This window comes from Sphingomonas kyeonggiensis (genome assembly GCF_030812785.1).
GTDB classification, from domain to species: domain Bacteria; phylum Pseudomonadota; class Alphaproteobacteria; order Sphingomonadales; family Sphingomonadaceae; genus Sphingomonas; species Sphingomonas kyeonggiensis_B.
Genome location: NZ_JAUSTJ010000003.1, coordinates 1,130,389 through 1,155,211 on the forward strand (window position 1 = coordinate 1,130,389; position 24,823 = coordinate 1,155,211).

At 63.8% G+C, this 24,823-nt stretch carries 26 protein-coding genes; 17 read left to right on the plus strand and 9 right to left on the minus strand.

Going from position 1 to position 24,823, the window contains the following annotated elements; all coding sequences use genetic code 11:
• Window positions 1-36: 36 nt before the first annotated feature.
• From J2W22_RS22500 to J2W22_RS23520, 6 genes are all read left to right on the plus strand, one after another.
• Window positions 37-471 (plus strand): response regulator, encoded by a 435-nt coding sequence (locus tag J2W22_RS22500; RefSeq protein WP_307120514.1) that lies wholly within the window; start codon window positions 37-39, stop codon window positions 469-471.
• Window positions 472-888: 417 nt separating this feature from the next.
• Complete coding sequence (locus J2W22_RS22505) at window positions 889-1,347, plus strand: response regulator (protein WP_307120515.1); 459 nt, start codon at window positions 889-891, stop codon at window positions 1,345-1,347.
• A gap of 105 nt (window positions 1,348-1,452) precedes the next feature.
• A complete protein-coding gene (locus J2W22_RS22510; RefSeq protein ID WP_307120516.1) occupies window positions 1,453-2,844 on the plus strand; it encodes a methyl-accepting chemotaxis protein in 1,392 nt (463 codons plus the stop codon).
• 325 nt (window positions 2,845-3,169) lie between these two features.
• Complete coding sequence (locus J2W22_RS22515; protein WP_307120517.1) at window positions 3,170-4,183, plus strand: DUF6976 family protein; 1,014 nt, start codon at window positions 3,170-3,172, stop codon at window positions 4,181-4,183.
• Complete coding sequence (locus J2W22_RS22520; protein WP_307120518.1) at window positions 4,167-4,634, plus strand: hypothetical protein; 468 nt, start codon at window positions 4,167-4,169, stop codon at window positions 4,632-4,634. The genes J2W22_RS22515 and J2W22_RS22520 overlap by 17 nt, the downstream gene beginning before the upstream one ends.
• Before the next feature lie 964 nt (window positions 4,635-5,598).
• Window positions 5,599-6,054 carry a zinc-finger domain-containing protein gene (locus tag J2W22_RS23520; protein WP_373423011.1) on the plus strand — a complete coding sequence of 152 codons (456 nt, stop codon included), beginning with the start codon at window positions 5,599-5,601 and terminating at the stop codon, window positions 6,052-6,054.
• Window positions 6,055-6,513: 459 nt separating this feature from the next.
• Here J2W22_RS23520 and J2W22_RS22525 read toward each other — a convergent pair whose 3' ends face one another.
• From J2W22_RS22525 to J2W22_RS22535, 3 genes are all read right to left on the minus strand, one after another.
• On the minus strand, window positions 6,514-7,329 hold the full coding sequence (locus J2W22_RS22525) for an NAD-dependent epimerase/dehydratase family protein (RefSeq protein WP_307120519.1): 816 nt from the start codon (window positions 7,327-7,329) through the stop codon (window positions 6,514-6,516).
• Window positions 7,326-7,709: a MarR family winged helix-turn-helix transcriptional regulator gene (locus tag J2W22_RS22530; RefSeq protein WP_307120520.1), complete on the minus strand. Its 384-nt coding sequence runs from the start codon at window positions 7,707-7,709 to the stop codon at window positions 7,326-7,328. Before J2W22_RS22530 ends, J2W22_RS22525 begins: the two co-directional genes overlap by 4 nt.
• Window positions 7,710-7,893: 184 nt before the next feature.
• Window positions 7,894-8,073 (minus strand): hypothetical protein, encoded by a 180-nt coding sequence (locus J2W22_RS22535; protein WP_307120521.1) that lies wholly within the window; start codon window positions 8,071-8,073, stop codon window positions 7,894-7,896.
• 943 nt (window positions 8,074-9,016) lie between these two features.
• Here J2W22_RS22535 and J2W22_RS22540 point away from each other — a divergent pair.
• The 3 genes from J2W22_RS22540 (at window position 9,017) to J2W22_RS22550 (ending at window position 11,840) form a co-directional block, all read left to right on the plus strand.
• Window positions 9,017-9,427 (plus strand): DUF2958 domain-containing protein, encoded by a 411-nt coding sequence (locus tag J2W22_RS22540; RefSeq protein ID WP_307120522.1) that lies wholly within the window; start codon window positions 9,017-9,019, stop codon window positions 9,425-9,427.
• 84 nt (window positions 9,428-9,511) lie between these two features.
• On the plus strand, window positions 9,512-11,395 hold the full coding sequence (locus J2W22_RS22545) for a ParB/RepB/Spo0J family partition protein (protein ID WP_307120523.1): 1,884 nt from the start codon (window positions 9,512-9,514) through the stop codon (window positions 11,393-11,395).
• A 214-nt stretch (window positions 11,396-11,609) separates the two neighbouring features.
• The gene (locus J2W22_RS22550; RefSeq protein WP_183998714.1) at window positions 11,610-11,840 is read left to right on the plus strand and encodes a hypothetical protein; all 231 of its coding nucleotides are present in this window, start codon (window positions 11,610-11,612) and stop codon (window positions 11,838-11,840) included.
• Between the two features lie 3 nt (window positions 11,841-11,843).
• Here the strand turns inward: J2W22_RS22550 and J2W22_RS22555 are convergent, their stop codons facing one another.
• Together J2W22_RS22555 and J2W22_RS22560 are read right to left on the minus strand one after the other, a co-directional pair.
• The gene (locus tag J2W22_RS22555; RefSeq protein ID WP_307120524.1) at window positions 11,844-12,815 is read right to left on the minus strand and encodes an alpha/beta hydrolase; all 972 of its coding nucleotides are present in this window, start codon (window positions 12,813-12,815) and stop codon (window positions 11,844-11,846) included.
• A 500-nt stretch (window positions 12,816-13,315) separates the two neighbouring features.
• Window positions 13,316-14,176, minus strand: coding sequence for a LysR family transcriptional regulator (locus tag J2W22_RS22560; RefSeq protein ID WP_307120525.1), 861 nt, complete (start codon window positions 14,174-14,176; stop codon window positions 13,316-13,318).
• Between the two features lie 112 nt (window positions 14,177-14,288).
• Here J2W22_RS22560 and J2W22_RS22565 point away from each other — a divergent pair, with 112 nt between their 5' ends.
• From J2W22_RS22565 to J2W22_RS22580, 4 genes are all read left to right on the plus strand, one after another.
• Entirely contained in the window at window positions 14,289-15,113 is an 825-nt protein-coding gene (locus J2W22_RS22565) for an oxidoreductase (protein ID WP_184170862.1), read from the plus strand.
• 20 nt (window positions 15,114-15,133) lie between these two features.
• Entirely contained in the window at window positions 15,134-16,012 is an 879-nt protein-coding gene (locus J2W22_RS22570; protein WP_307120526.1) for an alpha/beta fold hydrolase, read from the plus strand.
• A 103-nt stretch (window positions 16,013-16,115) separates the two neighbouring features.
• On the plus strand, window positions 16,116-16,646 hold the full coding sequence (locus tag J2W22_RS22575; RefSeq protein ID WP_183998719.1) for a VOC family protein: 531 nt from the start codon (window positions 16,116-16,118) through the stop codon (window positions 16,644-16,646).
• A 345-nt stretch (window positions 16,647-16,991) separates the two neighbouring features.
• Window positions 16,992-18,056: a sensor histidine kinase gene (locus J2W22_RS22580; protein ID WP_307120527.1), complete on the plus strand. Its 1,065-nt coding sequence runs from the start codon at window positions 16,992-16,994 to the stop codon at window positions 18,054-18,056.
• A 52-nt stretch (window positions 18,057-18,108) separates the two neighbouring features.
• Here the strand turns inward: J2W22_RS22580 and J2W22_RS22585 are convergent, their stop codons facing one another.
• The 4 genes from J2W22_RS22585 to J2W22_RS22600 form a co-directional block, all read right to left on the minus strand.
• Window positions 18,109-18,489 carry a response regulator gene (locus tag J2W22_RS22585; protein ID WP_307120528.1) on the minus strand — a complete coding sequence of 127 codons (381 nt, stop codon included), beginning with the start codon at window positions 18,487-18,489 and terminating at the stop codon, window positions 18,109-18,111.
• Entirely contained in the window at window positions 18,489-18,893 is a 405-nt protein-coding gene (locus J2W22_RS22590) for a response regulator (protein WP_307120529.1), read from the minus strand. The genes J2W22_RS22585 and J2W22_RS22590 overlap by 1 nt, the downstream gene beginning before the upstream one ends.
• A 139-nt stretch (window positions 18,894-19,032) precedes the next feature.
• Window positions 19,033-19,395 carry an EAL domain-containing protein gene (locus tag J2W22_RS22595; RefSeq protein WP_307120530.1) on the minus strand — a complete coding sequence of 121 codons (363 nt, stop codon included), beginning with the start codon at window positions 19,393-19,395 and terminating at the stop codon, window positions 19,033-19,035.
• Window positions 19,396-19,420: 25 nt separating this feature from the next.
• Window positions 19,421-20,401: a sigma-70 family RNA polymerase sigma factor gene (locus tag J2W22_RS22600; RefSeq protein WP_307120531.1), complete on the minus strand. Its 981-nt coding sequence runs from the start codon at window positions 20,399-20,401 to the stop codon at window positions 19,421-19,423.
• Window positions 20,402-20,510: 109 nt separating this feature from the next.
• On the opposite strand from J2W22_RS22600, the gene J2W22_RS22605 reads away from it, so the two are divergent.
• The 4 genes from J2W22_RS22605 to trbB all read left to right on the plus strand — a co-directional run bounded on the left by J2W22_RS22605 (window position 20,511) and on the right by trbB (window position 24,787).
• Entirely contained in the window at window positions 20,511-20,966 is a 456-nt protein-coding gene (locus J2W22_RS22605) for a carboxymuconolactone decarboxylase family protein (protein ID WP_269575796.1), read from the plus strand.
• Window positions 20,967-21,280: 314 nt separating this feature from the next.
• Entirely contained in the window at window positions 21,281-23,386 is a 2,106-nt protein-coding gene (locus tag J2W22_RS22610) for a conjugal transfer protein TraG (RefSeq protein ID WP_307120532.1), read from the plus strand.
• Between the two features lie 7 nt (window positions 23,387-23,393).
• Window positions 23,394-23,786, plus strand: coding sequence for a CopG family transcriptional regulator (locus tag J2W22_RS22615; protein WP_307120533.1), 393 nt, complete (start codon window positions 23,394-23,396; stop codon window positions 23,784-23,786).
• Window positions 23,783-24,787, plus strand: coding sequence for a P-type conjugative transfer ATPase TrbB (trbB, locus tag J2W22_RS22620; RefSeq protein ID WP_307120534.1), 1,005 nt, complete (start codon window positions 23,783-23,785; stop codon window positions 24,785-24,787). The genes J2W22_RS22615 and trbB overlap by 4 nt, the downstream gene beginning before the upstream one ends.
• The last annotated feature ends 36 nt before the right edge of the window (window positions 24,788-24,823 follow it).

Below are 24,823 nucleotides of genomic sequence, written 5' to 3' on the forward strand. Positions count from 1 at the left end.
AAGGACGACGACGCGAATTTCCGGCATGGCCTTTTCATGCCCACTGCATCTCCTCCGCATCGCCGCATATTGCTGCTCGAGAACGATGAAGCTGTGCGCCGTTCCCTGGCGATGCTCTTGAAAATCAGTGACTTCGAAGTGCGCGGCTACGATCGTATCGCATCTCTCATTGCCGATCCCATGATTACCCAGGCGGAATGGCTCATTGCAGGCGATTCGGTGTCCGACGGTACTGCGATCGAGGCCCTTGCCGCGTTGCGCGAGCGCGGCTGGTTCGGGCGGGCAGCGCTGATGACGGCGACCCATTCCGTCGAATTCGAACATGCAGCTCGCGCATGCGGCTACGGGACAGTGCTGGCCAAACCAATTCTGCAGCGGGAATTGCTCCACCTGCTGACCGATGGTGACCGGATGCCTATTGCGGCCGGCATTGCGGCGCCCCGACAATCACAGCCCGCGTCACGAGTCTGAATCGGAATATCCACCTGCGATCAGGTTGAGCTGCGGCGTTGCTGTTTCGCCACAGGGGCTCACAGTCCTCGCCTGTCCGCACCGACAGCCTCAAGCGCTGGCATCGCCCGTCAAGTCAAATCCCCGACAAGTGGCGATCGATCCCGCTGCCCCCCGGGCCGCCGGATAACCGCATCCCGCGGCTCAGCTTGATAGCCACCGCCGCCAAGAGGCTGCTTTCAAATGGCCCCGATCCTTGTGGAGCGGTGATTGGGGCTTCTCCGTGCGGAAAGAGATATCGCTAACAGATGTTAGATATGATAAGTATTGATCTATTCAATACCAGTTGTGCTTCCCCTCCGGATAAATGCGATCCGCACTATCTCTGGCTACCGACCTTCACATTGCCATGATTGTATAAGGGCAAGGGAGGCTTGAATGCTCGACACACATGATGCTCGCTTGCTGGTCGTAGACGACTCGCGAATGATACGCCGTATCGTCGTCGGCATGATCCACGAATTCGGCATAGCCCAGGTCGATCAGGCAGGCGACGGCAACGAAGCGCTCGAGATGCTGCGTCGCCGTCGCTACGATCTCGTCATCTCCGATTGGTGGATGGAGCCGGTCAGCGGCTTCGAGTTGCTCCTCGCCGTTCGCCTCGACTCTGCTCTGGCCAAAATACCTTTCCTGATGATCACCGCCGAGCGCGATTTCGGCGAAGTCATCAACGCCAAGAGCGCGGGCGCCACGGACTATCTGTTGAAGCCGTTCACCACCGAGACCCTGAACCGCAAGCTCACGCGCTTCGTCTCGAGCGACGCCCAGAACCTGGCGGTATTGCCGGCAGCGGCACGTCGCGTGGGATGGCGCGAGGACGCCGACGAGATTTTCTGACACAAACTGGAAACAATTCGAATTCGCCCCCTATAAACTGAAGAGCTGCAGCGCGCCGACGCGAGAGGGGGGCAGCATCCACACAAACAATAGTGAGAGGCACCCATGCTCTGGTTTCGCGAAAAGGCCCCGATCAGACAGAAGACGCTGGTCGCATTCGGATCGCTCGTCGCGCTCATCGCCTTCCTCGGATTGGCAGCGCTGGCGCGAGGCGACTTCGTCATGGCTGGTCTTGGCGTCGGCGCTGCGCTGGTTGCCGCGACGATGTCGGCGAGCTACCGCAAAGCGATCTGCGATCCCTATGTGAACACGGTGGTTCGCATGGAGGGGCTTGCCGCAGGCGACCTGACCAGCCCCATCGCCTATACGAACCATGAAGACTGTGTCGGGCGGATGACGCGCGCCATGTTCACCTTTCGTGACACCGCCGAGAAGCAGATGCGCGACGCCCAGGAGCAGGCGCAGATCGTCGAAATCGTCGGGGAAAGCCTGGCACGGCTCAGCACCGGCAATCTGACGGGTGAGATCGTCGCGGACTTCCCTGCGGCCTATGCCAGCCTCAAGACCAACTTCAATTCCGCGCTCGGGAGCATGCGCTCGCTGATCGGAACGGTGCTCGAGAACGCGCAGACGATCCGGACCGGCTCCGGCGAGATCGCGCAGGCCTCGGAAGACCTGGCGCGGCGGACCGAGGCAAATGCCGCCAGCCTGCAGGAAACCTCGGCGTCCGTGACGCAGATGGACGAACGCCTCAAGGAAAGCGCCGGTGCGGCAGCCCGGACGCTGGTCCGCGCCGATGATGCGATCGCGACGGTGTCAACTGGGCGCAGCACCGCAGACGAAGCCGTACAGGCAATGAACCGGGTCAGCGAGAGCGCAAAGGGTATCGACAGCGTGATCGAAGGCCTCGACAAGATCGCGTTCCAGACCCGCGTGCTCGCCATGAACGCCGCCGTCGAAGCGGGCCGCGCCGGCGAGGCCGGGCGGGGCTTCGCCGTGGTTGCCGATCTTGTCTCAGCGCTCGCCATGCGCGCGGAAGAAGAAGCGGGCCGCGCCCGCGAGCAACTGACAGCGACTCAGACCGATATCCTGGCCGCGGTCGACATGGTCCAGAAGGTCGATACCGCGCTGGTCGATATTTCCCAGAATGTCGAAGAGGTGCATGACCTGTTGGGCTGCATGGCGAACGACAACCAGGCGCAGTCGGCTGCCATCACGCAGATCAATGTCGCCATTGGCGAAATGGACCAGGCTACGCAGCAGAATGCCGCCATGGTCGAGCAAACCTCGGCAGCCGCCCGCAACCTGAGCGGACAAGTGGTCCTCCTTGCGGAACAGGCCGGCAGGTTCGAGATCGGAACTCCGAAGGCGGGGTCTACCCATGCTGCGGAAGCCTCTGCGTCGTCGGCAATGCGTGGACTGTATGCGCGTCCACGCCCAACTCACCACCGAGCGGTAGCCAGTCATGCTCAGAATCATGATCGGGTAGCCTCGTGACGGAAACGTAGCGGAATACGGCTCGCTACTCCCGCGCACATTCAGATAGTCGCGGTCTGCGGTCGGGGTAAGTGGCGAGCCGACCATTGTGGAGCGTGAAGTGGACATACCTCTCGCCGACAATATCCTCTGGGGGCGCATAATCTCGGGCATCTCCAACCCGGACATAAGGACCCTGGCCACCCGGTTGCTCATCACCCGACTACGGATATCCGTAAGAAATCGGGAGACGAGCCTACCGGATGCTGTCGCGGAGTTGCACAGCTTCTTCCTTAACAACAAATTTGCGCTTCGCGACCTTGCCGCAATTACGGGTGCCTGATCCATGAAGAATGCGTTTCTCACCGTCGAGGCGACCGAGGCTCTAATCACCTCCGGCGCCACGCTCTTCATATCAGGCCCAGAAAGCCTGCTACGCCGGTTGCCGCGCGGGAAATGGACCGGTGCCACGACGGTCTATTTCATCCTTGAGGACGGCGGAGCTTCACGAGAGGATCGGTTGTTTTGCACCCATTTTGACGAAGCTGCGGCGGTTCGCACCGCCATCCTATCGGGCGATGAACTCGCCGGGCTGATCGAGCGTCGCTACGAGCACGGCATTACCTGCGTCGTGGTGCCCGCTTTCAGCGCCACGCTGCAGCGCTACGCCGCCGAGGGACCCCGCCTTTCCGGTCTCTACAACCAACCGGTTTTCGGCTGGGTCGCCGGCGTTCATCTGGATCGCGTCGGCATAGATAGCGCTAAGGTATTTGATGGTGTGACCGGCACAATTTCCGAAGATGGTCTGGCGGCGCTGTGGATCGCGCTCCCCGACACGATCGAAGCCGATCTCAACATCGTCAATCTGTTCACCGCCGGCGAGGGGAGCGAGTTCAGTTTCGCTGACGGCGGCTTCGAGATAGCGGACTGCCTGATCGATGGAACTCCCGCCAATCTGGCCTGCCATATCGTCGAACAGGGGCTCGATACCAGGCTGCCACTTGTCGCCGACTATGCCGGAGCGATGATCAATGTCTCGTTCCAAACGGTCGATGCAGATAATGGCAAGGTTCATTTTTACGCGCCAGTCGTGCCAGGCGTGACCTATCGCCAGGCAAGCCCCGTCGCCGATTATGCCTCAACTTATGCTGAAGCAGCGAACGGCAGAAGCGCCGAGGGCATGCTATCCTGCAACTGCATCCTCAACTATCTCTATGCAGGCCTTGAGGGACGCTCGACAGGCGGCTTTGTCGGGCCGGTCACCTTTGGTGAATTCGCTTACATCTTGCTGAACCAAACCCTATCCTGCCTTTCACTCCAAGAAGCGCCGACTGGAGGGGACCATGCCCATAGAAGTTGAAGAGCAGGCGAAGGCAAAGAACGGATTGTTCGTGTACGTCATTCCGCCAATCGATCTTTGGTTTGGCTGGAAGAACCTCGCTAAAGTTCGCGCGGACGGGCATTTCCCCGACGAAGGAATGAGTTCTATCCGGCACAACCAGAGGAAAAAGGCCTGGCGGATCGAAACCGATCGTCTCCTTTTCGAAGGGCGGAAGTGGGCTCAACAGAATCTCGGCTATGCCGGGGACATCGAGCGCGGGCCATTTTTGAGTTTTCTGCCGGGGAAGGCGGAGATCGTGCCGCTGGTCGCCTGGGAAAGTGTCGATCGAGAATTGGTGTTTGTCGCCTCTCCAGTGCCCCTTCCTCATCTGGATGAGCTGCAGAAAGAGGTCGCGGAAGTTCGTGCGGCACCGCCAGCTCAGAAGGACAACAGCCCGTTCGGCCGGTCACCTTTTCCCCGCGAGGAATGACGTGTTCCCGCAGGCCTCGTTTGATTGGCACCAAGCAGTCTGAACGTCCGAAATTGAGGCACATTCCCGACCGGCGAGTTGCTCCAAGAGCTGCCAAGCTGCTGTTGGGCCGTTTGCAGCCTGACCGCTTTTGGATCGGCCGTCTCACCGCTGAGCGGCCTCTAGTGGGTGGCTTTCAGACCGACAGCTTTTTGAGAGCGGGAATTGCAATAGCTGTCCGTAGGCGTCGCCGGCCGCGAATGACCGCTAACGACCCGGTTTGCGCTATCCGATGCCAGCTTCCAGGCACGCGATGACAGCAAACACCGGATCCTCGCCGCACGCCTCGAGCAACCGATCAAGATGATTTCAAAGGAGGTCGCTCCTTACCTGCCTTTGCAGCAGCAAGCATCTCTTACAAACCTGCGAGCCACTCCCCATATTGGCGTTATCGCGCGCCTTGCCTGAGCACCCGCGCGACTGAGAGACCTCGTGCTCCCGCTTCGTGGGACACCGCGCATGGACATCAACTATATTCTTCGTCGGGAGCAGATCTCCCTTTACAACGCGTCGGTGGCGAAGTCTGCGTCAGCGCGGATAGCCCATGAAGGTTTGGCCAGAGAGTATGGCCGCCTGTTGGAAGGAAGCACCTTCCCCCACCACAATCCGCTCAAGCTACGGTTTAGGCCCGTGCCCGCCGACGACGCAGGTCGATGGGACGACGACGGGGGAACTATATCCTCGAAGTGAACGGCATGAGGATGGGCCTTGACGGCGGAGCGGGGCAGAAACCGCGCCCGATGTCCGCAAACGACCGGACCAGGTTATTCGCCGGCCATTAGGTGTTCCCTGCAGGCTGCCGGGAATGGCGAATTGATCTCGGACAACCCGGATCGGTGGCATGAAGGCATCCCGCGCTTCGAAACTGCAAGCGACAGGTTACCGAGAGATCCGGCACTCTCGCTTGCCGCAATGGAGCGGCCCGATGACAGTTCAAACATTCCGCGCGTCCGATTGGACCCATACGGCAGTTGAGTTTGCAACCAGAGCCTTTCGCAGAGATCCGTTCAGGTGGACAAGAACGCGGCGGCGGGAGCTTCACGATGCCATCGATGCATGGAGTCATGAGGGCGTGCGCGCACCGAAGTTAACGGCAGGACCTGCCCATTCCGAAGATTCGCGCGACGTTCCAGAATATCTGAATGATGTCGGCGCGAGCACAATTTGGATCGGTGCGCTCGCTTTTTCCTGCGTCGGCGCATCGCCGCCGAACGATCATCCGCACGTCTATCTGAACATCAAAGGTGCACGAGATATCCCCTGTCCATATTGCTCAACCCATTTCTCATATCGCGCAGGCCTTGGTCGGTGTGAGACCGATCCGCCGGGTTGCTATCGAAACATGCTGGGTAACAGTGCCAAATCGCAGTTGCCTCGCTAGATCCTGAGCGCATTCCCTTCTGATATCGCATGCGACGATTTCACCTGGAAACTAGCGGTGGGTTGGACCGCAGGATTGTGAGCTCGAGAGCAGTGACATTCGGACTGAACGTCCGACATTGGGGCGTTTGCCGCCTGTCGGCTTCCGGATCGGCCGTCTCACCGATGAACGGCCAGCTATTGGGTGGTTTCCTGCCTGGCTGGTTTGGGGAAGGCTGAAAGTGATAGCTGCCATGGCCTCGATCGCGGCGGCGTGGCAGCTATCGACCTACTTCTTGCCGTTCGCTCCCGCCCAGCGCGGCACCTTAGATCAGCCGTTAAATTGCCTGGACGGTTCCTGGATAGGGCCTGGCAGCGCGGCGTTCTTTAGCTTTCCGACGGCCTAGGGAAGGCGCCGTCAGCGGGTCTGGGGAAGTCCAAGCAGGTTCCGACCAGCTGAGGCTTGCTCGCTTGCAGGCCGTCAGAGCAACTGCTGCTCAGCCGCGTGGAAGACGGTCCGGACCGTCGGCCGGAAACCGAGACTGCGCGCGAGCGCGGTATCGACCTGCATGGCCCAGGGCTCGGCCAGCGGCCGGGCTGATGCCGTCATCTCGCCCCGGCTGAGTGCAATCAGGTCGAGCATCGATGCGGGGACGTCGTCCGCAATGTTGACGACATGTCCGTCGAATTTACCGTCGAGAGCCAGCGCCATCGCCGTTGCGATATCGCGATGGTGGATCGTGCTCATCCGCATCGCGGGATGCCAATTCGCGGACAGTAGATGCGCGGGCAGCTCTTCGAGATGCCCATCGCCATCGCCGTAGACGAACGGGAACCGCACCACCGTCCAGGTCAGTCCGCTTTCGCATAACGCCCGTTCTGCGGCCACCTTGCTCGCCGGATAAGCCTGTGTCGGGGCGACGGCATCGCTCTCGCACCCTGGTCGCGCCTGGCTCTTGTCATAGACGTTGCTGGTGCTGGCGAGAATGAACCTGGCGTGCGGCGCATGGGCGCTAGCCGCCGCCATCAGGTTACGCGCGCCATCGAAGTTACTCTTCCAGATCAGCGCCTCGTCCCCTGTGCGAAACACCGCAGCCAGGTGGATGATCGCGGTCACGCCCTCTACCGCCCGGGCAAGCGACTCGGTATCGAACAGGTCGCCTTCTACCGCATGCGCGCCGGCGGGCTTCGGTCTTCCGCCACGAACCATCGCCCGGCAATCATAACCTGCTTCGAGAAGGCGCTGAAGAAGACGCGAGCCTACAAGCCCGGTGGAACCGGTGATCAGGATAGTCATGGGATGCGTTCCCCCTTTGTGAAGGCGTCCAGCCGTTCCGTTGCGAGACGCAGCACACGTACGGCGGCTTCGATATCGGCGTCGCTGACACCGCCAAAGGCAGTCTCATTAATGACTGTGGAAAGCTCCGGAAGGGTGTCCCACAGCTCCATGCCGGTAACCGTCATGCGCAACAACTTGCGACGCTGGTCCGCCTCGTCGATAACCTGCTCAACCCATCCCTTGCGAACAAGTGCCCTGACAATGACCGTCAGCGTTGAGCGCTCGATCTGGAGAAGCCGCCCCAGATCGCGCTGCATGGTGGGACCATGATGGACGAGCTGGTGGAGAATATACCACTGCGTCGATCCCAGCCCGGATGGCCGCAGCATGGCTTCCATCGCCGCGCGCGCCGCGAAATAACAGCGCTTCGCCCATGCTCCAGCTGCCCCATGATGATCTTCGATTATTCTGCTAGCCATCTAGCTAAAATGCTAGACAGCTAGCGGATTGTCAATCCGTCGGAGCTTGTCGCTGCGAGGGCTGCTGCTCGCCGCATTGTCGAACGGGATGCCGGCCTTATTCCTAGCGATCGCTTTGTTTGATCGCGATGCGCAGCACGCTGATGCCCGTGTCCGGGTCTTCGTCGATCGGTCCTTCGGAGCGCCCGTCCGATGACGGCAACCTCATCCGCATACATCGCCTTCGGACTCTACTGACCGGCGGCAATTTCCAGGAAATCGACGGGAAGTCGATCGTGAGCATATTCGCCGCCTCACCCTGGCTGGAGCAGGTCTGAGATCGGAGATTGCGCGGATGCGCGACGCCGAGCTCAAGATCCTGGCGAGCGACGATCTCCTCAAGAGCGGCTGGGCCAGATTCACGCACTGGCTCGACGAGCGGCTGGGCGTTCCAGACGCGCCTACATGATCGTTCGCGAGGGCCCGGACATCGATCGATTATCTCTAGATATTCGGATGGGCGGAATGACGAGCGGGCTAGCAGCCGGTCTCACTTTCAGATGGGTATTCTGATCTTCCCGGTGGGCCGATCCTTGGTCGAGTAATTCGAAGAGGGGAAGGCCTTCCCCTGACGCCGAATCCTGCGGTTTCGGCCTATCCCTTCAGCGGGGCCGAGCCCCGCAACGCCCGGCAAGAAGCGGAGCGGGGCTGAGGACGCACACTGCCGGTGCTGCGCACCGGACAGGGTGCGGCGCTTGATCGCGGCCCCGCGGCACTCCGGCGACGCGGACGGGCGGCGCGCCCGGTTTCGGCGCGGACGACCTGGCGCCCGTCCGTCGCTCGAAGCCCGGTTCGACGCCGCTGATCCGCCCGCTCTGCCGGTGGGCCCGCCTTTGTTGGGCGGCTGCGCCGCCGGGGAGATGCGGGCGCCGCCGGCGCGGCGGCGTTGTTCGTGTCGCTCCCGGAAGCGGGATGGTCGGCGCTCCCGTCTAGGCCCGCCGCGGGCGGCGGCAACCGGCGCTGCGCGCCGGTCCTCCACTTCGTTCCGGCCCTTCGGGTGCCTCCGTCCGCCTAGAGCGGGCCTCTCTGGTCGCTGTCGCCGCCCACCCCGCTTCCGGGGTGCGGTGTGCTTTGAGGACAGGGAGGCGGACGATGGCGACCAGAGGCAGAGGGGATCGTGACAGGGCCAGGTCGGACGGACAGGCCATCGAAGCCGCCAGGGCGCCGACACCGGTGGAGTTTGCGGCATGATCGTCCTGCCCGATGCGCTTCACGCCGCGCTGCTCGCCAATGGTGCCGAGCGGCCCGCCGATCCGGTGCCGCTGCTCAAATTGTTCAACCCGCTGGGACCTGCGACCTGGCTGGCGACCGAGATGGACATGGACGGCGATACCTTGTTCGGCTTGGCCGATCTGGGGTTCGGCTCTCCCGAGCTGGGCAGTTTCAGCCTGCATGAAATCGGCGCGGTTCGCTTGCCTTTCGGGCTGGGCATCGAGCGCGACCGTCATTTCGAGGGTGGGTTCCCACTCTCGGTCTATGCCGAGGCCGCCCGCCAGAGCGGCAGCATCACCGAAAGCCCGCAGGCGCTGGAACGCGCCGCCGCTGCGCTTCGCCAGCGCCGCCGAGACGATCCCGAGCTTCCGCCACGAGGCGGTTGACGCGCGCGCCCGTTTCGGCGTGCACATCCGGCTCCGTCTCCCGGAACTGGCGACGGGGCCGGTCCACCACGGAAGGATGGACCCATGGAACTGACTCATATCCCGCTCGGCAAGCTCCGCATTGCCGCCGTCAACATGCGTGAGGGCAAGAAGCCGCCCGACATCGCCGATATCTTGCCTTCGGTGCGCGCGCGCGGCGTGCTCGTCCCGCTGATCGTGCGGCCCTTGGCGGAGGCGCCCGATGCGGAGGCGCCCGACCTCTTCGAGATCGTCGCGGGGCGCCGCCGCTATTTTGCCGCGAGGACCCTCGCCGAAGAGACGGGCGCGCCGTGCGAACTACCTTGCGCCGTGATCGCGCCGGGCGACGATGCCGCCGCGCTGGAGGCCTCGCTCATCGAGAATTTCGCGCGCGAGAATCCGCACGAGGCCGAGCTTTGGGCGAGCTTCACCAAGCTGGTCCGCGAGGGCCGGACCCCCGACGCACTGGCCGCGACCTTCGAGTTTTCGGAACGGCAGGTCGCCCAGATCCTCGCGCTCGGCAACCTCATGCCGCGCATCCGCGACCTGTACCGCGCCGAGAAGATCGACGTGGCGAGCGTCCGGTTCCTGACCATGGCGACCAAGGCGCAGCAGCGCGAATGGCTGGCGATCCTCGCCGACCCCGCGTGCCACGCACCGACCGGCCTCCAGCTGCGCCAATGGCTGTTCGGCGGCCAGTCGATCTCGACCGAGCATGCGCTGTTCGACCTTGCCGGCTATCGCGGCACCATTGTCGCCGACCTGTTCGGGGGCCAGGGCTATTTCGCCGATAGCGGCCAGTTCTGGGAGGCGCAGCGCGTAGCGGTCGAGGAGAAGCGGCAGGCCTATCTCGCCGATGGCTGGGGCGAGGTGGTCGTGCTCGAGCCCGGCCAGCACTTCAACAGCTACGAACATCAGCGCACCCCCAAGCGCAAGGGCGGGCGGGTCTATATCGCGCTCAGCCCGCGCGGCGAGGTCGTGTTCCACGAGGGCTATCTGACCGGCAAGGAAGCCCGCAAGCGCGCCAAGGGCGAGGAAACGGGAACGGGCGAGCGGCCCACGCGCCCCGAACTCACCATCGCGCTCGGCAATTATGTCGACCTGCACCGCCATGCGGCGGTGCGTGCCGCTTTGATCGACCGGCCCGCCGTCGCGCTGCGCCTGCTGCTCGCCCATGCGATCTCGGGCTCGTATCTGTTCCGGGTAAGCGCCGATCCGGTGCATGCCGCGAGCGACGCGATTGGCGCCAGCGTCGCAGCGAGCGAGGCGGCGGGCGTGTTCGCCTTGCGGCAACGGGCGGCGCGCGTCGTGCTCGGCTTCGAGGACGGCGAAGGCGCGATAGCCGGAGCGGGCGAGGGCGGCACCGCCGCGATCTTCGTGCGGCTGCTGGTGCTCGACGATGCCGAAATCCTCGTGATCCTCGCGGTGGTGATGGCCGAGAGCATGGCGTCGGGAAGCGCGGTGGTCGAGGCGGCTGGGCATCATCTCGGCCTGGGTTCGGCGGCGCATTTCATGCCCGACGACTGCCTGCTCGACCTGCTCAAGGACCGCGAGGTGCTGGTCGAAATGATCGGCGAGGTTGCCGGCGCGGAGGTCGCCAAGGCCAATGCGGGAGAGAAGATCGCGGTGCTGCGCGCCCTGCTGCGCGATTGCCTGTCGGGCGCCAATGGCCGGACCAAGGCTAAGGACTGGGCGCCGCGATGGCTGGCGTTCCCGCCTGCCCATTATACTGCGCGCGGCGGCGCCAATGCGGTGCGCAACTGGGAGCGGGTCGCCGCGTCGTTCGCGCCCCAGCCGGTCGTGGGCGGGGTCGATGGCGATGGCGGAGCGCCCGCGTCCGAGGGGCTGGCGCCGACCGGCGCCGGAGGCCCGACGGAGACAGAGCGGGAGCCCGCCGCACAGGCGGGCGAGGACGCATCCGAGCGCGATCTCGACCGGCTGGTTGCCTGAATCGAAGGGCGGGTGGCGGCCTGGCCGCCGCCCGCCTGGGCTCCGAAATTTCGCCGCGCACCGCCGCCCGCTGGGCGCCGGCGCGCGGCCTCTGTCATGCCGTCCTCGCCGCCCGAGCGCGGTGCCGAGCGTTCTCGCGCGTCATGATATGGTATGAGCGCGACGCATGTCGGGAGGGTGACGCAAGGGGGAGGATGCGACATGCGGGGCCGGCATGATGCCGGTCGTGCCGGGCGGGTTGCTGGCGCGGTCGGGCCTCTGCACGGTCGGCGAGCCTGCCGAGACCTTGGGCGGCGTCGCGACGATGCCGGCCGAGACCGGGCCGGAACCGCGAGGCCGTGCCGCCGATATCGGCAGCTTCGCGCACAAGGCAGTGGTTCAGGCGCGCTCCGCTACAACATATTCAGGCACGCGGCAGCGCTCTGCGGATGACATTCCCGTCTGACTCTCAGCCGAGCCCCTGGGCCTTTGCCCAGGTGACGAACATATCCTTCCAATGCCGTGCCGGCTCTCCAGCCGGGCCCGGCAGGCCGAGGCCATGTTGGCCAGAAGTGAACAGGTGCGTCTCCACCTGGACGCCCGCCGCCTTCAGAGCGGCACGCATCTCGATGCTATTCTCGACCGACACCACCGTATCGTCCTCGGCATGGGCCATGAACACCGGCGGCGTGCCGGCGGAGACGTTATGAGCGGGGCTGCGCGCGCGCTGCGTCTCGGGTGTGGGGTTCTGCCCCAACAACATGTCGCGCGACCCGCCATGGGCGAGCGGGGCATGCATGGACTGGACGGCGTAGATGGGGGCAGCGATCGCCGGCCGCGCGCTCAGCCGGTCGGCGGCGTCGATCGGATCATAGACCTTCACGTCATATCGGGTGGCGAGGTCGCCGCAGACGTGACCGCCCGCGGAAAAGCCCATCGCTCCGACCTTTTCGGGATCGAAGCCATACACCGCCGCACGCGAACGGATCAGTCGCATGGCGCGTTGCGCGTCGGCCAGCGGCACATCCGCGCGGTTCGACCAGCCCTCGCCCGGCAGGCGATAATAGAGGACGAAGACCGTCCAGCCGCGTTCGGCGAGCCAGGGCCCGATCTGATAGCCTTCGACGTCGATCATGATCACCGAGTAGCCGCCGCCGGGCGTCACCAGCAGAGCTGCGCCATTCGGCCTGGAAGGTCGGAACACCTTCATGCGGGGACGGGCGATGCCCTTGACCATCCGGCCATGGCGCTCCTCCGTCCCGGTCTCGATCACCTGCTCGACCGGCAGGGCGGCGGGCGCGCCAGGCGGCGTGCCGGGCCAGAGGTCGATCTCCTCGGCCGGATATGCGGGCCAGGTGCCGTCCTGCCGTGCTGCACGCGCTTCCGTACCAAGCAAGCTCGTAGCCAATCCTGCCAGCAGCGCTTCACGGCGGTTCAACATGGCAATCCCTCTCCTTCGTCCGCAACGATGATCAGCGGAATGATGGTGATGTCAAAGCTTGATCGAAATTGAGCTGGCCTTTGCGTCCGTGGAATCGTCGGCGTCCATGGGCCACGTTCACGAGAGGGTCGTTCCGGAATAATCCCGTAAAACCAAATTGTTGACCCTTGATTGCCGTGGGCGTTGCCTCGGGACGGACTGGTCGCACGCAAGTCGATCACCCTTAGGTAGAGGTTCAGTCTCCTTGTGCTTTTTGCACTTGCGAACGCTATCGCTGCATTGCACAAGAAACTGCCTTTCAGGCATCCTCTCCTAATACTTTCAGGCCGGCGCCGCGCCGGCCTTTCTTTTTGGGCGCGCGGGCCATGATCGGAGGCCTGACTCGGCGGTCGACTTGTCTCGCCGATCGAGAAGAATTGGAGCGGTGCCGCTGGTGGCATGTTCCGGTTGCTGCTGTCGGGTCGGACGAAAGACGTCCGCGCACCGGATTGACGGCGCCGTCATGCGGTCGCGTTCGCGAGATGGTCGGATACCGTCGAGATGAATGCGCGGAGACGTTCAAGACGCCGTAGGTCCCGGTGGTACCCCATCCAAATGTCTCGCGCCGGCGGCGGCTTCGGCGGCTCCAGTCTGCGAATACCCGGGATCTGGTCGCCGACCAAGCGGGGCAGGACCGCGATGCCGACGCCCTGCCTGCACATGCGTGCCTGGACGTTGCGGTTGTTCGATCGCAGGACCGCTCTCGCGTTGGGAAAACTCTCGGTGAGCCACGCGATATCGGGGAAATGGCCCGTGGAGGTGTCATGGGTGATCAGCCGGAAACCGGCCCCGTCGCCATATTTGGGATCAGCGGCCTCCTCGGCGATATAGACACCGTATTCGAGCCGGAAGAGCCGCCGCTGAACGACATCGGCGGTGTCGAATGGAACGATGCGGAATGCGATGTCGGCCTCGCGCTGCGCAAGGTTGAACAGGCGTGTGCCGGTCAGGATCTCGACATTGACATTGGGGTAGGCTTTCGAAAAATCCGCCAGGATAGGAGGGAGGACATAGGCCCCAAACCAGTCCGCTGACGAAATGCGCAGACTGCCTTTGAGGTTCTGCTCCTGCCCAGCAAGCCGGCGCTCCATGGCCAGCGCGCCTTCTTCCATTTGCTCGGCCAGCGCGATGATCCCATGGCCCTCTTCGGTCAGAACCAGACCGTCCGCTGTACGCTGGAAGAGCGTGTGACCGATCGCTTGCTCGAGTGCACGAAGGCGCCTGCCGACGGTCGGATGGCTTGTCTGAATCGAACGGGCCGCGCCGCCAAGCGTGCCGGATCGCGCAACCGCGAGAAAGATCCTGACGTCACTCCATTCCATCGCGGCCACCCACACAAAAATGAACGCCGAGAATACAGATATGTCAGTTCAAGAACAAATCTAAACACCTAGATTCCAGCCCTCGTCTGAACGCGGTTTGGAGGAATAGGTTGTGAAAACATGGCTCATTACGGGTTGCTCGAGCGGCTTCGGCCAGCGGCTGGCGCGCGCTGCGGCACAGCGCGGCGATCGCGTGGTTGCGACGGCCCGCGACGTCTCGACGATCGAGAAAATGGCCGAGCCTTTCGGCGGCCGCATGATCACCTTGCCGCTCGACGTGACCGATGCGGCGGCAGCGCAGGCAGCGGTCGCAAAGGCGGTCGAGACCTTTGGCGGGTTCGACGTGCTCGTGAACAATGCTGGCTACGGACTGTTCGGCGCCATCGAGGAAGGTACGCCAGAGGAATATCGGCCGATGTTCGAGGTGAACGTCTTCGGTCTGATCGAGACGACCAGAGCTGCTCTGCCTTTCCTGCGACGCTCCGGTGGAACGATCGTCAACATGTCGTCGGGCGCGGGAATCGCGGGCGGCGGCGGCGGCGGATATTACAACGCGGCCAAGTTTGCCGTGGAAGGGATTTCCGAGGCGCTCGCCGGCGAGCTGGCGCCGTTCGGCATTCGCGTGCTGATCGTCGAGCCTGGCCCGTTTCGCACCGATTTCCTTGGCCGTTCGATCACGATCGCCGCCAACGAGATGCCGGAATACGCCGCGAGTTCGCGCAAGCACTACCGCGAGACCAACGACGGCAATCAGGCGGGGGACCCCGACAAGGCCATCGCGGTGATCCTGCAGGCGGTCGATGCCGATGATGCTCCCCTGCATCTGCCGCTCGGCCCGGTCGCGCATGCGATCGCCGAGCGAAAGCTGGCTGCCTTCCGCAGCGATATCGACGCCTGGCGCGACATCTCGATCGCCACGGATTTCGACCAGCCCTGAGCGCTGGTCAAGGCATCTGTTTGAACGTCCCCATCGGATTGGAAGCGATGATGATCGCAGCTTTGAACGGGTTTACCCAGCAGTTGGTGCCGGTGAATGGCATCAAGATCAACGCCGTCACGGGAGGTTCCGGCCCGGCGGTCCTGCTACTTCACGGCTGGCCGGAAACCTGGTGGGAATGGCACAAGGTGATGCCGCTCCTTGCCGAGCATTTCAGCGTGGTGGCCATCGATCTGCGGGGCGCGGGCTTTTCCGACTGTCCGCTGGACGGCTATGACAAGGCGACCATGGCGCGCGACGCCCACGAAGTCATGACTGCCCTCGGGCATGAACATTACGCCGTGTGCGGACATGATATCGGCGGAATGGTCGCCTTGCCGCAGGCGGCCATCTATCGGGAAGCGGTCACTCACTTGGCCGTCCTCGACGTTCCGCTTCCCGGCTGGACCAAATGGGAGGCGACGACCGCGAGGCTCTGGCACTTCAGCTTCCACATGAACCGGGATCTGCCCGAGCGCCTGATCCATGGCCGTGAATATGACTATATTTCGACCTTCATGGCTGAGCGGTTCTACGATCACAGCACCTTCAATCCGGCAGACGTAGAGATCTACGCCAGGGCGATGGCGCTCCCTGGCCGCACCCGCGGCGGCATGGAATGGTACCGCACCCTGGATGCCGACCGCGCGGTCGCGCTCGAATACAAGAAGCAACCGCTCGAGATACCGGTGCTGGGCCTCGGTGGGGATCAGCGCTTCGGTGCGCAGATGGTGCCGATGCTCAAGGAGTTCGCCACCAATGTGACGGGCGGCTCGATCGCACGGTGCAGCCACTATGTCGCGGACGAACGGCCGGCTGAAGTCGCAGCCGCCCTGATCGAGTTCCTCAAGGCCGATTGAAATTCGGCGCCCGGGCAATCGAGGCCCGGTCGGATCGCGAGGCCGCGGGCGAATCGCACCGGCGGCGATCGCAATGGATCGAGCAACAGCAAAGGAGACTGTCATGACCGCACCTGTCATTCGCGGCGTCAATCATATCGGCATCACGGTGCCCGATATCGAAGCAGCAAAATCGTTCCTGGTGGAGGCTTTTGGCGGCCAAGTGATCTACCAGTCTTTCGGCCCCCAGGATCCGCCGCGGCAGGGCCCGGAATTCGAGCGGGCGGTCGGCGCTTTCCCTGGAACGGTCGTCCGTGGTCAGGCTATGGTGAAGATCGGGACCGGGCCGGACATCGAGCTGTTCGAGATGCATGGGCCGGAACAAGCCCAGCCGATCCGGGCGAGTGATTTCGGCATCACGCACTTCGCGCTCTACACCGACGACATCGACGCATCGGTCGAGCGCTTCGAGAAGGCGGGAGGTACAGCTCTCACCGCGCCGCGCGCTATTCCCTACGCAACGGAGAAAGGTCCTGGAAACAAGGTCTGCTACTGTCGCATGCCTTGGGGCACGACGATGGAATTCATCACTACGCCCGATCGCATGGCCTATCATGACCAGACGGATTTGCGCCGGTGGCAGGACGAGGACTGAGCGGGGCCAAAGCCGCCCGAGCGCTTCCGGCCCAGGAGTTGCCGGACCGCGTTTGGAGAAACCTGCCAGTCGGGAATGCGCCCCAATAGATGCCGTTCGGCAGAACTGACGTCGATCCCGAAAGCGGTCGTTGAATCGAGGTCGCAACGCAGGTTTTGCGGCGTTGATGCCCGTCGCCTGTCCAGCCGCAATTCTTCGGTGTCGGCGGTGTCCGAATAGTAGCAAGGGTAAGCGCATGCCTGTGCTACAATGCGCGCAAGGTCGAGTCCGCCAAATTCATGCGTACGGCCGCGCGCTCTACATGGGACTTCATTCCGAGGAACCTGGGGGCCGAAAGGACTCCACATGTCAGCCGCAGCACCTGAAACTCCTGAGCTGAGCCTCAATCTCGCCATGGCCGTTGTCGCGTCATCGCATGCGCCAGTGTTGCTGCTGGACGAGAATCGCGCGGTGGTCGGTGCCAGCCAGGCCTTTTGCGATGCCTTCGGCGTTGAGGCCGGCACCATCACGGGCCGCGAATTCTCCAAGCTCGGCGCGGGCGAATGGGCTGTTGCTCAGCTCCAATCCCTGCTGAAGGCGACCGCCTCTGGCCTCGCCGAAGTCAAGAACTATGAGTTCGACCTGAAGCGGGAGGGCCGCGCGCCGCGCTGTCTGGTCCTGAACGCCCACAAGCTCAATTACGGCGAGGGCGAACCGGTGCGGCTGTTGCTCGCCATTGCCGACGTCACCGACGCACGGATCGCGGAGAAGATGACCGAGGATCTGATCCGAGACAAAGGGACGCTGCTTCAGGAGCTGCAGCACCGCGTCGCCAACAGCCTGCAGATCATCGCCAGCGTATTGATGCAGAGCGCGAAGCGGGTGCAGTCCGAGGAGGCGCGCACGCATCTGCACGAGGCCCATCACCGCGTTATGTCGGTCGCCGCCATCCAGAGGCAGCTCGCCGTCTCCTCGATCGACCGCGTCAGCCTCAAGCCCTATTTGACTCAGCTGTGCGAAAGCATCGGCGCATCGATGATCCACGATTCTGGCCAGATCAGCCTTGAGGTCAAGAGCGACGAGAGCCGCGTCAACGCCGAAGTGTCGGTCAGCCTCGGTCTCATCGTGACCGAACTGGTCATCAATGCGCTGAAGCATGCCTTTCCCGAAGGGCGGCAGGGCAAGATCGTGGTTGACTATGACAGCCATGGCCCCGCCTGGACACTCTCGGTGGTGGACAACGGCGTCGGCATGCCGAAGCGGCCGACCCGAACTGCGGCCAAGCCGGGCTTAGGCACCAACATCGTCCAGGCGCTCGCCAAGCAACTGGAAGCGCACATTACGATCTTCGACGCGGCACCCGGAACGGCAGTACTGCTGGAGCACGGCAAGACTGAGGCTGAGGATACGACGCCTGCCGACGCCGTCTAAGGATGGCGAGGCCTTAGCAGAACTGCGACAGGCTGTCGTTCAAAGGCAGGCGTCAGGCCCTGTCGCGCGAGGCGAGCATCCGGCGGATGCGATCCAGTACCAGTTGATGGTCGTACGGCTTCGCAATAGCTGGCCCTTGTTCGCAAAGATCGCCGGCCTTTTCGGCCGCCTTATCCACTGAACCGGCGAGAATCACCGCGACACCCGGGTGGGCATCACGCACCCAGCTCGCGAGCGCAAACCCGCCGTCGCCAGCCGCATCCGCGAGGATGACATCTATCGATGTCGCGGCGGCTTCGACATGCTGCCGGGCCTCCGTCGCGCCGCTCGCCTCCAGGACGTGATACCCGCATTCCCGAAGATATTCCGAAAGCGGGCTGCGGATGAGGATATCGGATTCGACCACGAGAACGATGCGCTTTTCTTCGTCCATCATTGCTCCTCGGGCCGGGGTGCGACTCCAAGCGTCTTGAGTACCAGCGAGACCGCCTCCGCCAGCCGATAGGGTTTCGGGAGAAATGCGCTCAGGTCGGTTGATGTGTCGGGCACGACGTTGCCCGAGGTAAGGATGACCGGGAGCGCCGGATTGGCAGCGCGAAGGCTGGCGGCCAAACCGATCCCGTTCAGCGAGCCTGGCATCTGGATATCGGAGAATACGAGATCGATGTTGCGGTTGACGTGCACATAGGCGAGCGCCTCGTCCGCGCTGGCGGCCTCGACGACGTTGAAACCCACATCACGCAATTCATCAGCTAGGAGAGATCGGAGAAGTGGCTCATCCTCAACGACGAGAACGTAGATCGGCCAGACCTCGTCATCCGGTTCCAGCGCCTGCATTTTTCCGACCCCTCTGGGACTTAAGACTCCCGGCGAGCGGGAGTGTTCCTTCACTCTTACACGATCGTGCAGCGGACGTAGGCCGCAGAATTGCGATATGCGCCGGCCGAACGCTAGGCGCCATCGCCGTCGAGCATCGTCAGCAGCCGCCGGGCACTCCATGAATCACGCAGAACCAGCCGTCGTTCAGCAGTCTGCGGGAACCGAGTTCGTCCAGCGGCGCGGCAAAGAGATAGCCGTGGCCCACCAAGCAGCCCAGCATCCGCATGATTGCCCGTTCCGCCTCGGTCTCGATGCCTTTACCGACGACGCGAATGTCTAGCGCGGCTCCGAGTTTCACGATGCTCTCGACGATAACGCGCTTGGCGAAGCTGTGGGCGGCATCGTGAGGGGCGCCGGTGATGGCAGATTTGCGCCCTAATCCCGGTCGTTCCGTTTGAAGCGGTAGGTCCGCGAAAGCTGCCGAGCGTTCATTCAGCTCGGCGTTGTCCGTACCGGCCAAAAATGGGACCAGTTAGACCCGTCTGTCAACGGTCGTCCTCCAAGATTGAGGGCCAAATATGAGCAAGTTTGTCGGGATTTTTGACTATGTAAATCGCAACGATCTTACCGTCCTCCATCTCGAGCGCCGTTGTTTGCAATGCGCGACCCTGATCGGCACTGATGTAGCCGGGCAAACCATCGATTATCACGGTGCGAACCAGCGTTGGCGGTGGCGCATTCTTGCGACGCACCGCGGCGAAAACACGAAGTGCAAACTCCATGCCTCGTACGACATTCCGGAAGGCGAGCACCTTGCCACCGCCATCGGTATGGATCTGGACGTCCTGCGCCAGGATTTCCGAAAGTCGGGCCGTGTCTCCATCCCGCGCGGCGGTGAAGAAGGCGCGTGCAAGCCTGTCCGCTTCGGCTGCCTTGATAATGAATCTCGGCCGAGCCGCCTGAACATGTTTGCGGGCTCGTGACGCGAGCTGACGCACGGCGGCAGGCTCTCGTTCCAAGGTCACGGCTACCTCGGGCAGGGAAACGTCGAACACGTCGTGAAGAAGGAATGCCGCCCGCTCAAGAGGTGACAGGCGCTCCATCGCCAGCATAAGCGTGAAAGTGACGTCGTCCTCGAATGTCTCGTCCTGCCAGATGGAGTCGATCAGCGGATCGGGCAGCCACGGCCCGATGTAGGTTTCACGCTTTGCGTGCGCCGATTTCTTGCGGTCAAGGCACAAGCGGGTAACGATCCGGGTCAAATAGGTCGCAGGGAAGCCGATATCATCTTCGACCGCTTCCCATCGCAGCCAGGCATCTTGGATGACATCCTCGGCATCGCTGAGCGAGCCGAGCATTCGGTAAGCGAGCCGGTTCAAGCGGCTGCGTTCGGCCTCGAATATGGAGGTGCGCTGTTCACGTCGCTCCTTCCGTCGATCGGCGGCATTTCCGCTGATGCCCGTCGGCACCAATGTCTCCTTCATAATCATGCCCACAAGACGAAGCAGCGTGCCCGGTAGTGACATGCACTCCGCCCCGCACGGAAAAATTTCGCCGGAGATGTCACACTGGTCCGTCCTGTTTCGTCAAGTGCGGGAGCGCCGCTGAGTGGCGCCGCAGGCTAAGGACATGATCATGAGCGAGACGAAAAGGTTGATCTGGCACGAGGTCGCGCCACAGGGCGCTAAGGCTCTCTTCGGTATCCACCACTACATCACAACCGGCACCAACCTACCGGAGGAGCTGATACATCTCGTGTTCCTACGGGTGTCACAAATCAATGGCTGCGCGCATTGCATAGACCTCCACACGCGCGACCTGCTGAAGACGATGTCGGTCGACAAGGTCGCCTTGGTCCCGGTCTGGGCGGAAGTGCCGCATCTTTTCCCTGAGCAATATCGTGCTGCACTGGCTTGGGCCGAGGAGGTTACACTCGTAAGCGAAACCCATGCTTCGGACGAAGCCTATGCGGCCGCATCGGCAGCATTTGAACCGAAGGATCTGGTGGATCTCACCATCGCAATTGCAGCGATGAATGCTTTCAATCGCCTTGGCGCACCGTTTCGGCTGCCCGTTAAGGCGAAGGCCTGAGTCGGTCCGGAACGGTTGGCCCGATCAGTGAAAGATCCGACCGGCTATCGGGGGATTTGGACGGGGCTGCTGGATATCTCGGTCCAGCGGCTTCGGTCCTGAAAGGATGAACGCGCAACGGCCGCTTTAGCCAGCTGCCGGTCCCAAACCTGCCGGTCTGCAACCGGCCCAATTTCAGTCGACCCCTAGTCGATAAATCGCTCCGTCGGGCGAGGGCGGGGGACGGCGGTCCTAAAGGCCGTAAGAGATTCTGATCGACCGGCTCAGTGTTGGCTCACCGGCCGCGCGCCTTCGCGCCGCCGAGCGAGGGCCTCATGACACCGACCAAGCTCCTTATCGGCCAGATTCTGATCGTGTTCGCGATCATGATGCTGGGCGTCTGGGCTGCGACGCAGTGGGCTGCGACGATGCTGGGCGATCAGCCCGAGCTCGGTCCGGCCTGGTTCAGCCTCGATGGCTATCGCTTCTACAAGCCCTGGGCACTGTTCGGCTGGTGGTTTCGCTATGACGCCTATGCCCCCCATATCTTCGACAAGGCAGGGATGCTTGCCGGCGCGAGCGGCTTTTTCGGCTGCGCTGCGGCCGTCGCGGGATCGCTGTGGCGGTCGCGCCACGCGAAGAATGTCACCACCTATGGGTCGGCGCGCTGGGCGACGCCGCGGGAAGTTCATGCCGCCGGACTTCGCGGTGATGCCGGCGTGTTCCTGGGACGGCTGCGCGGGCGTTACCTGCGTCATGACGGTCCCGAGCATGTCATGGCGTTTGCGCCGACGCGCTCGGGCAAGGGCGTCGGCCTGGTCGTGCCGACCTTGCTCAGCTGGACCGGCTCGGCGGTAGTCCACGACATCAAGGGGGAGAACTGGCAGCTGACCGCAGGCTGGCGGTCGCGCTTCTCCTACTGCCTGCTGTTCAACCCCACCGACACACGCTCGGCGCGCTACAACCCGTTGCTCGAGGTCCGCCGCGGCGACCATGAGGTGCGCGACGTCCAGAATATCGCCGATATCCTGGTCGATCCCGAAGGGGCGCTCGAGCGGCGCTCGCACTGGGAAAAGACCAGCCATTCGCTGCTGGTCGGCGCGATCCTTCATATCCTCTATGCCGAGGAGGAAAAGACGCTCGCCCGGGTCGCGACCTTCCTGTCAGATCCGCAGCGCTCCTTCGTCGACACGCTGAAGCGGATGATGGCGACCAACCATCTCGGCACCGCGGATGCGCCGCGCGTCCATCCGGTGGTTGCATCCGCCGCCCGCGAACTGCTCAACAAATCGGACAATGAACGCTCGGGTGTGCTGTCCACCGCCATGTCATTCCTTGGGCTCTACCGCGACCCGACCGTCGCGCTGGCCACCTCGACCTGCGACTGGCGGATCGCCGACCTGGTGGAGGCGGCGCATCCGGTATCGCTCTATCTGGTCATCCCGCCGTCCGATATCTCGCGGACCAAGCCGCTGGTCCGCCTCATCCTCAACCAGATCGGGCGCCGCCTGACCGAACGACTCGACGCCGATCATGGCGGCCACCGGCACCAGCTGCTGATGATGCTCGACGAGTTTCCGGCCCTGGGGCGGCTGGACTTTTTCGAGACTGCGCTCGCCTTCATGGCCGGCTACGGCATCCGCGCCTATCTGATCGCCCAGTCGCTCAACCAGATCTCCAAAGCCTATGGCGAGAACAACGCCATCCTCGACAATTGCCATGTCCGCGTGGCGTTCGCGACCAATGACGAGCGGACTGCCAAGCGGATATCCGACGCGCTCGGCACCGCGACCGAGCAGCGTGCGATGCGCAACTATGCCGGGCACCGTCTCGCACCCTGGCTCGCCCATGTCATGGTCAGCCGCCAGGAGACCGCCCGGCCGCTGCTGACTCCCGGCGAGGTGATGCAGCTGCCCGCCGGCGACGAGCTCGTCCTGGTCTCGGGGCTCGCCCCGATCCGCGCCAACAAGCTGCGCTATTTCGAGGACCCTGCCTTCAGCGCGCGGATCTGCCCGCCGCCCCCGCTTGCCGACACCGGCCATGGCGACCGTCCGGCGCCGCGACCCGACGACTGGGGCGACGACGCGCGGGGGACCGACATCCGCTTGCTGGCCGACGCCGAGGGTGCGGCCGAGGCCGGGAATTCCGATGCCGATGCCGAGGGCGCGACGGAAGCGAACAATTCGGGCGCAGCCGAAGCTGCCGCCGCCGCGGACGAAGGCGGTGTCCAGCAGGAGCGGCATCCCGGCCTTGCCGTGGAGGCTCCGGTCGCACGCGAGCCTGCCGGTACCGGCGACCCGCTCGGGCTGGGCGAGGAAGAGGAAGACGGCGCTGTCGACCGGCGCGCCATGGATCGCGTGCGCGGTCTGGACGCAGTCACCCGGGCGCATGCCCTCAACGAAGGCCAGGGTCGCGATGACGACCTCGTGCCGAGCTTCTGAGCCGGCGATGAAACCGCGCCACCATCTCTATCTCGACGAGGGGCTCACCGAGCAGCTCGAGGCGCTCGCGCGGAAGCCGGGCGGATCGAAGTCGGCGATCGTCAGTGCCGCGCTCAGCGCCTATTTCCTGCGCCAGGGCGCCCGCGAGGTCGACGACCTGCTCAAGGTCCGCCTCGACCGGATCAGCAACCAGCTGGCGCGGATCGAACGGGATGGGCAGGTGCTGCTCGAATCCTTCGCGCTGCTCGTGCGCTATTTCCTCAACGTCACGCCGCCCTTGCGGGAGGACGACAAGGCCGGCCGGGCGCTCGGCCGCGACCGCTTCCACGCCTTTGTCGGCCAGGTCGGCCGGCTCATCGCCGAGGGCAAGCGCACGCTCGACCCGGAGGGCGAGCAATGAGCGCGTCCGGCACCGAGTCCGCCGATCGCCGCCGGGCGATGCTCCACACCGCGATGGGGCCGGGGATCGCCGCGGCGCTCGAAGACAGCCGCGTGCTGGAGGTCATGGTCAATCCCGACGGGGCGCTCAGGCTCGACCTGCTCGGGGAGGGGCGGATCGACACCGAGGTTCGCGTCGAGCCCGAACAGGTCGAGCGGATTATCCGGCTGGTCGCGACCCATGCCCGCACCGAGGCGCATGACGATGCGCCGATCGTCTCGGCCGAGCTGCCGCCGCATGAGAGCGGGGGTGGGGAGCGCTTCGAAGGCCTGCTCCCGCCGGTGACGCTCGGGCCCTGCTTCTCGATCCGCAAGCCTGCGACCCGGCTCTACACGCTCGCCGACTATGTCCGTGACGGCATATTGTCGGGCGAGGGCGCAGCGTTGCTGGCGCTCGGGGTCCGCGAGCGCCGCAACATCCTTGTGGCCGGCGGCACCAGCTCGGGCAAGACCACCCTTGCCAATGCTTTGCTCGCCGAAATGGCTTCGCTCGACGAGCGCGTCATCCTGATAGAGGACACGCGCGAGCTGCAATGCCCGGCGCCCGACACCGTGGCGCTGCGCACCCGCCCGGGCATCGTGACGATGGCCGATCTGGTCCGGTCGACGCTGCGCCTGCGCCCCGACCGGATCATCGTCGGCGAGGTGCGCGGGCCCGAGGCGCTCGACATGCTCAAGGCCTGGAACACTGGCCATCCCGGCGGGATCGCCACCGTCCATGCCAACAGCGCGTTCGCCGCGCTCTTCCGGCTCGAGCAGCTTGTCCAGGAAGCGGTCGTCACCGTGCCGCGCCGGCTGATCGCCGAGGCGATCGACCTGGTCGTGTTTATCGCCGGCCGCGGTGCCGCGCGCCGCATCGAGACCATCGCCGCGCTCTCCGGGATCGACCCGGACGGCAACTACGCGGTCCGCGATTTTGCCCCGTTCACCCAAGCGAAGGAGTATCCTAATGAAAATCAGTAGCATGAAATCCGCGCGCGTGCCGGGAGCCGCGATAGT

Bases quoted from the DNA above. Each gene is read 5' to 3' on its own strand.
- J2W22_RS22500 (WP_307120514.1), top strand. From the start codon at position 37: ATGCCCACTGCATCTCCTCCGCATCGCCGCATATTGCTGCTCGAGAAC.
- J2W22_RS22505 (WP_307120515.1), top strand. From the start codon at position 889: ATGCTCGACACACATGATGCTCGCTTGCTGGTCGTAGACGACTCGCGA.
- J2W22_RS22510 (WP_307120516.1), top strand. From the start codon at position 1,453: ATGCTCTGGTTTCGCGAAAAGGCCCCGATCAGACAGAAGACGCTGGTC.
- J2W22_RS22515 (WP_307120517.1), top strand. From the start codon at position 3,170: ATGAAGAATGCGTTTCTCACCGTCGAGGCGACCGAGGCTCTAATCACC.
- J2W22_RS22520 (WP_307120518.1), top strand. From the start codon at position 4,167: ATGCCCATAGAAGTTGAAGAGCAGGCGAAGGCAAAGAACGGATTGTTC.
- J2W22_RS23520 (WP_373423011.1), top strand. From the start codon at position 5,599: ATGACAGTTCAAACATTCCGCGCGTCCGATTGGACCCATACGGCAGTT.
- J2W22_RS22525 (WP_307120519.1), bottom strand. From the start codon at position 7,329: ATGACTATCCTGATCACCGGTTCCACCGGGCTTGTAGGCTCGCGTCTT.
- J2W22_RS22530 (WP_307120520.1), bottom strand. From the start codon at position 7,709: ATGGAAGCCATGCTGCGGCCATCCGGGCTGGGATCGACGCAGTGGTAT.
- J2W22_RS22535 (WP_307120521.1), bottom strand. From the start codon at position 8,073: ATGCTCACGATCGACTTCCCGTCGATTTCCTGGAAATTGCCGCCGGTC.
- J2W22_RS22540 (WP_307120522.1), top strand. From the start codon at position 9,017: ATGATCGTCCTGCCCGATGCGCTTCACGCCGCGCTGCTCGCCAATGGT.
- J2W22_RS22545 (WP_307120523.1), top strand. From the start codon at position 9,512: ATGGAACTGACTCATATCCCGCTCGGCAAGCTCCGCATTGCCGCCGTC.
- J2W22_RS22550 (WP_183998714.1), top strand. From the start codon at position 11,610: ATGATGCCGGTCGTGCCGGGCGGGTTGCTGGCGCGGTCGGGCCTCTGC.
- J2W22_RS22555 (WP_307120524.1), bottom strand. From the start codon at position 12,815: ATGTTGAACCGCCGTGAAGCGCTGCTGGCAGGATTGGCTACGAGCTTG.
- J2W22_RS22560 (WP_307120525.1), bottom strand. From the start codon at position 14,176: ATGGAATGGAGTGACGTCAGGATCTTTCTCGCGGTTGCGCGATCCGGC.
- J2W22_RS22575 (WP_183998719.1), top strand. From the start codon at position 16,116: ATGACCGCACCTGTCATTCGCGGCGTCAATCATATCGGCATCACGGTG.
- J2W22_RS22580 (WP_307120527.1), top strand. From the start codon at position 16,992: ATGTCAGCCGCAGCACCTGAAACTCCTGAGCTGAGCCTCAATCTCGCC.
- J2W22_RS22585 (WP_307120528.1), bottom strand. From the start codon at position 18,489: ATGGACGAAGAAAAGCGCATCGTTCTCGTGGTCGAATCCGATATCCTC.
- J2W22_RS22590 (WP_307120529.1), bottom strand. From the start codon at position 18,893: ATGCAGGCGCTGGAACCGGATGACGAGGTCTGGCCGATCTACGTTCTC.
- J2W22_RS22600 (WP_307120531.1), bottom strand. From the start codon at position 20,401: ATGTCACTACCGGGCACGCTGCTTCGTCTTGTGGGCATGATTATGAAG.
- J2W22_RS22605 (WP_269575796.1), top strand. From the start codon at position 20,511: ATGAGCGAGACGAAAAGGTTGATCTGGCACGAGGTCGCGCCACAGGGC.
- J2W22_RS22610 (WP_307120532.1), top strand. From the start codon at position 21,281: ATGACACCGACCAAGCTCCTTATCGGCCAGATTCTGATCGTGTTCGCG.
- J2W22_RS22615 (WP_307120533.1), top strand. From the start codon at position 23,394: ATGAAACCGCGCCACCATCTCTATCTCGACGAGGGGCTCACCGAGCAG.
- trbB (WP_307120534.1), top strand. From the start codon at position 23,783: ATGAGCGCGTCCGGCACCGAGTCCGCCGATCGCCGCCGGGCGATGCTC.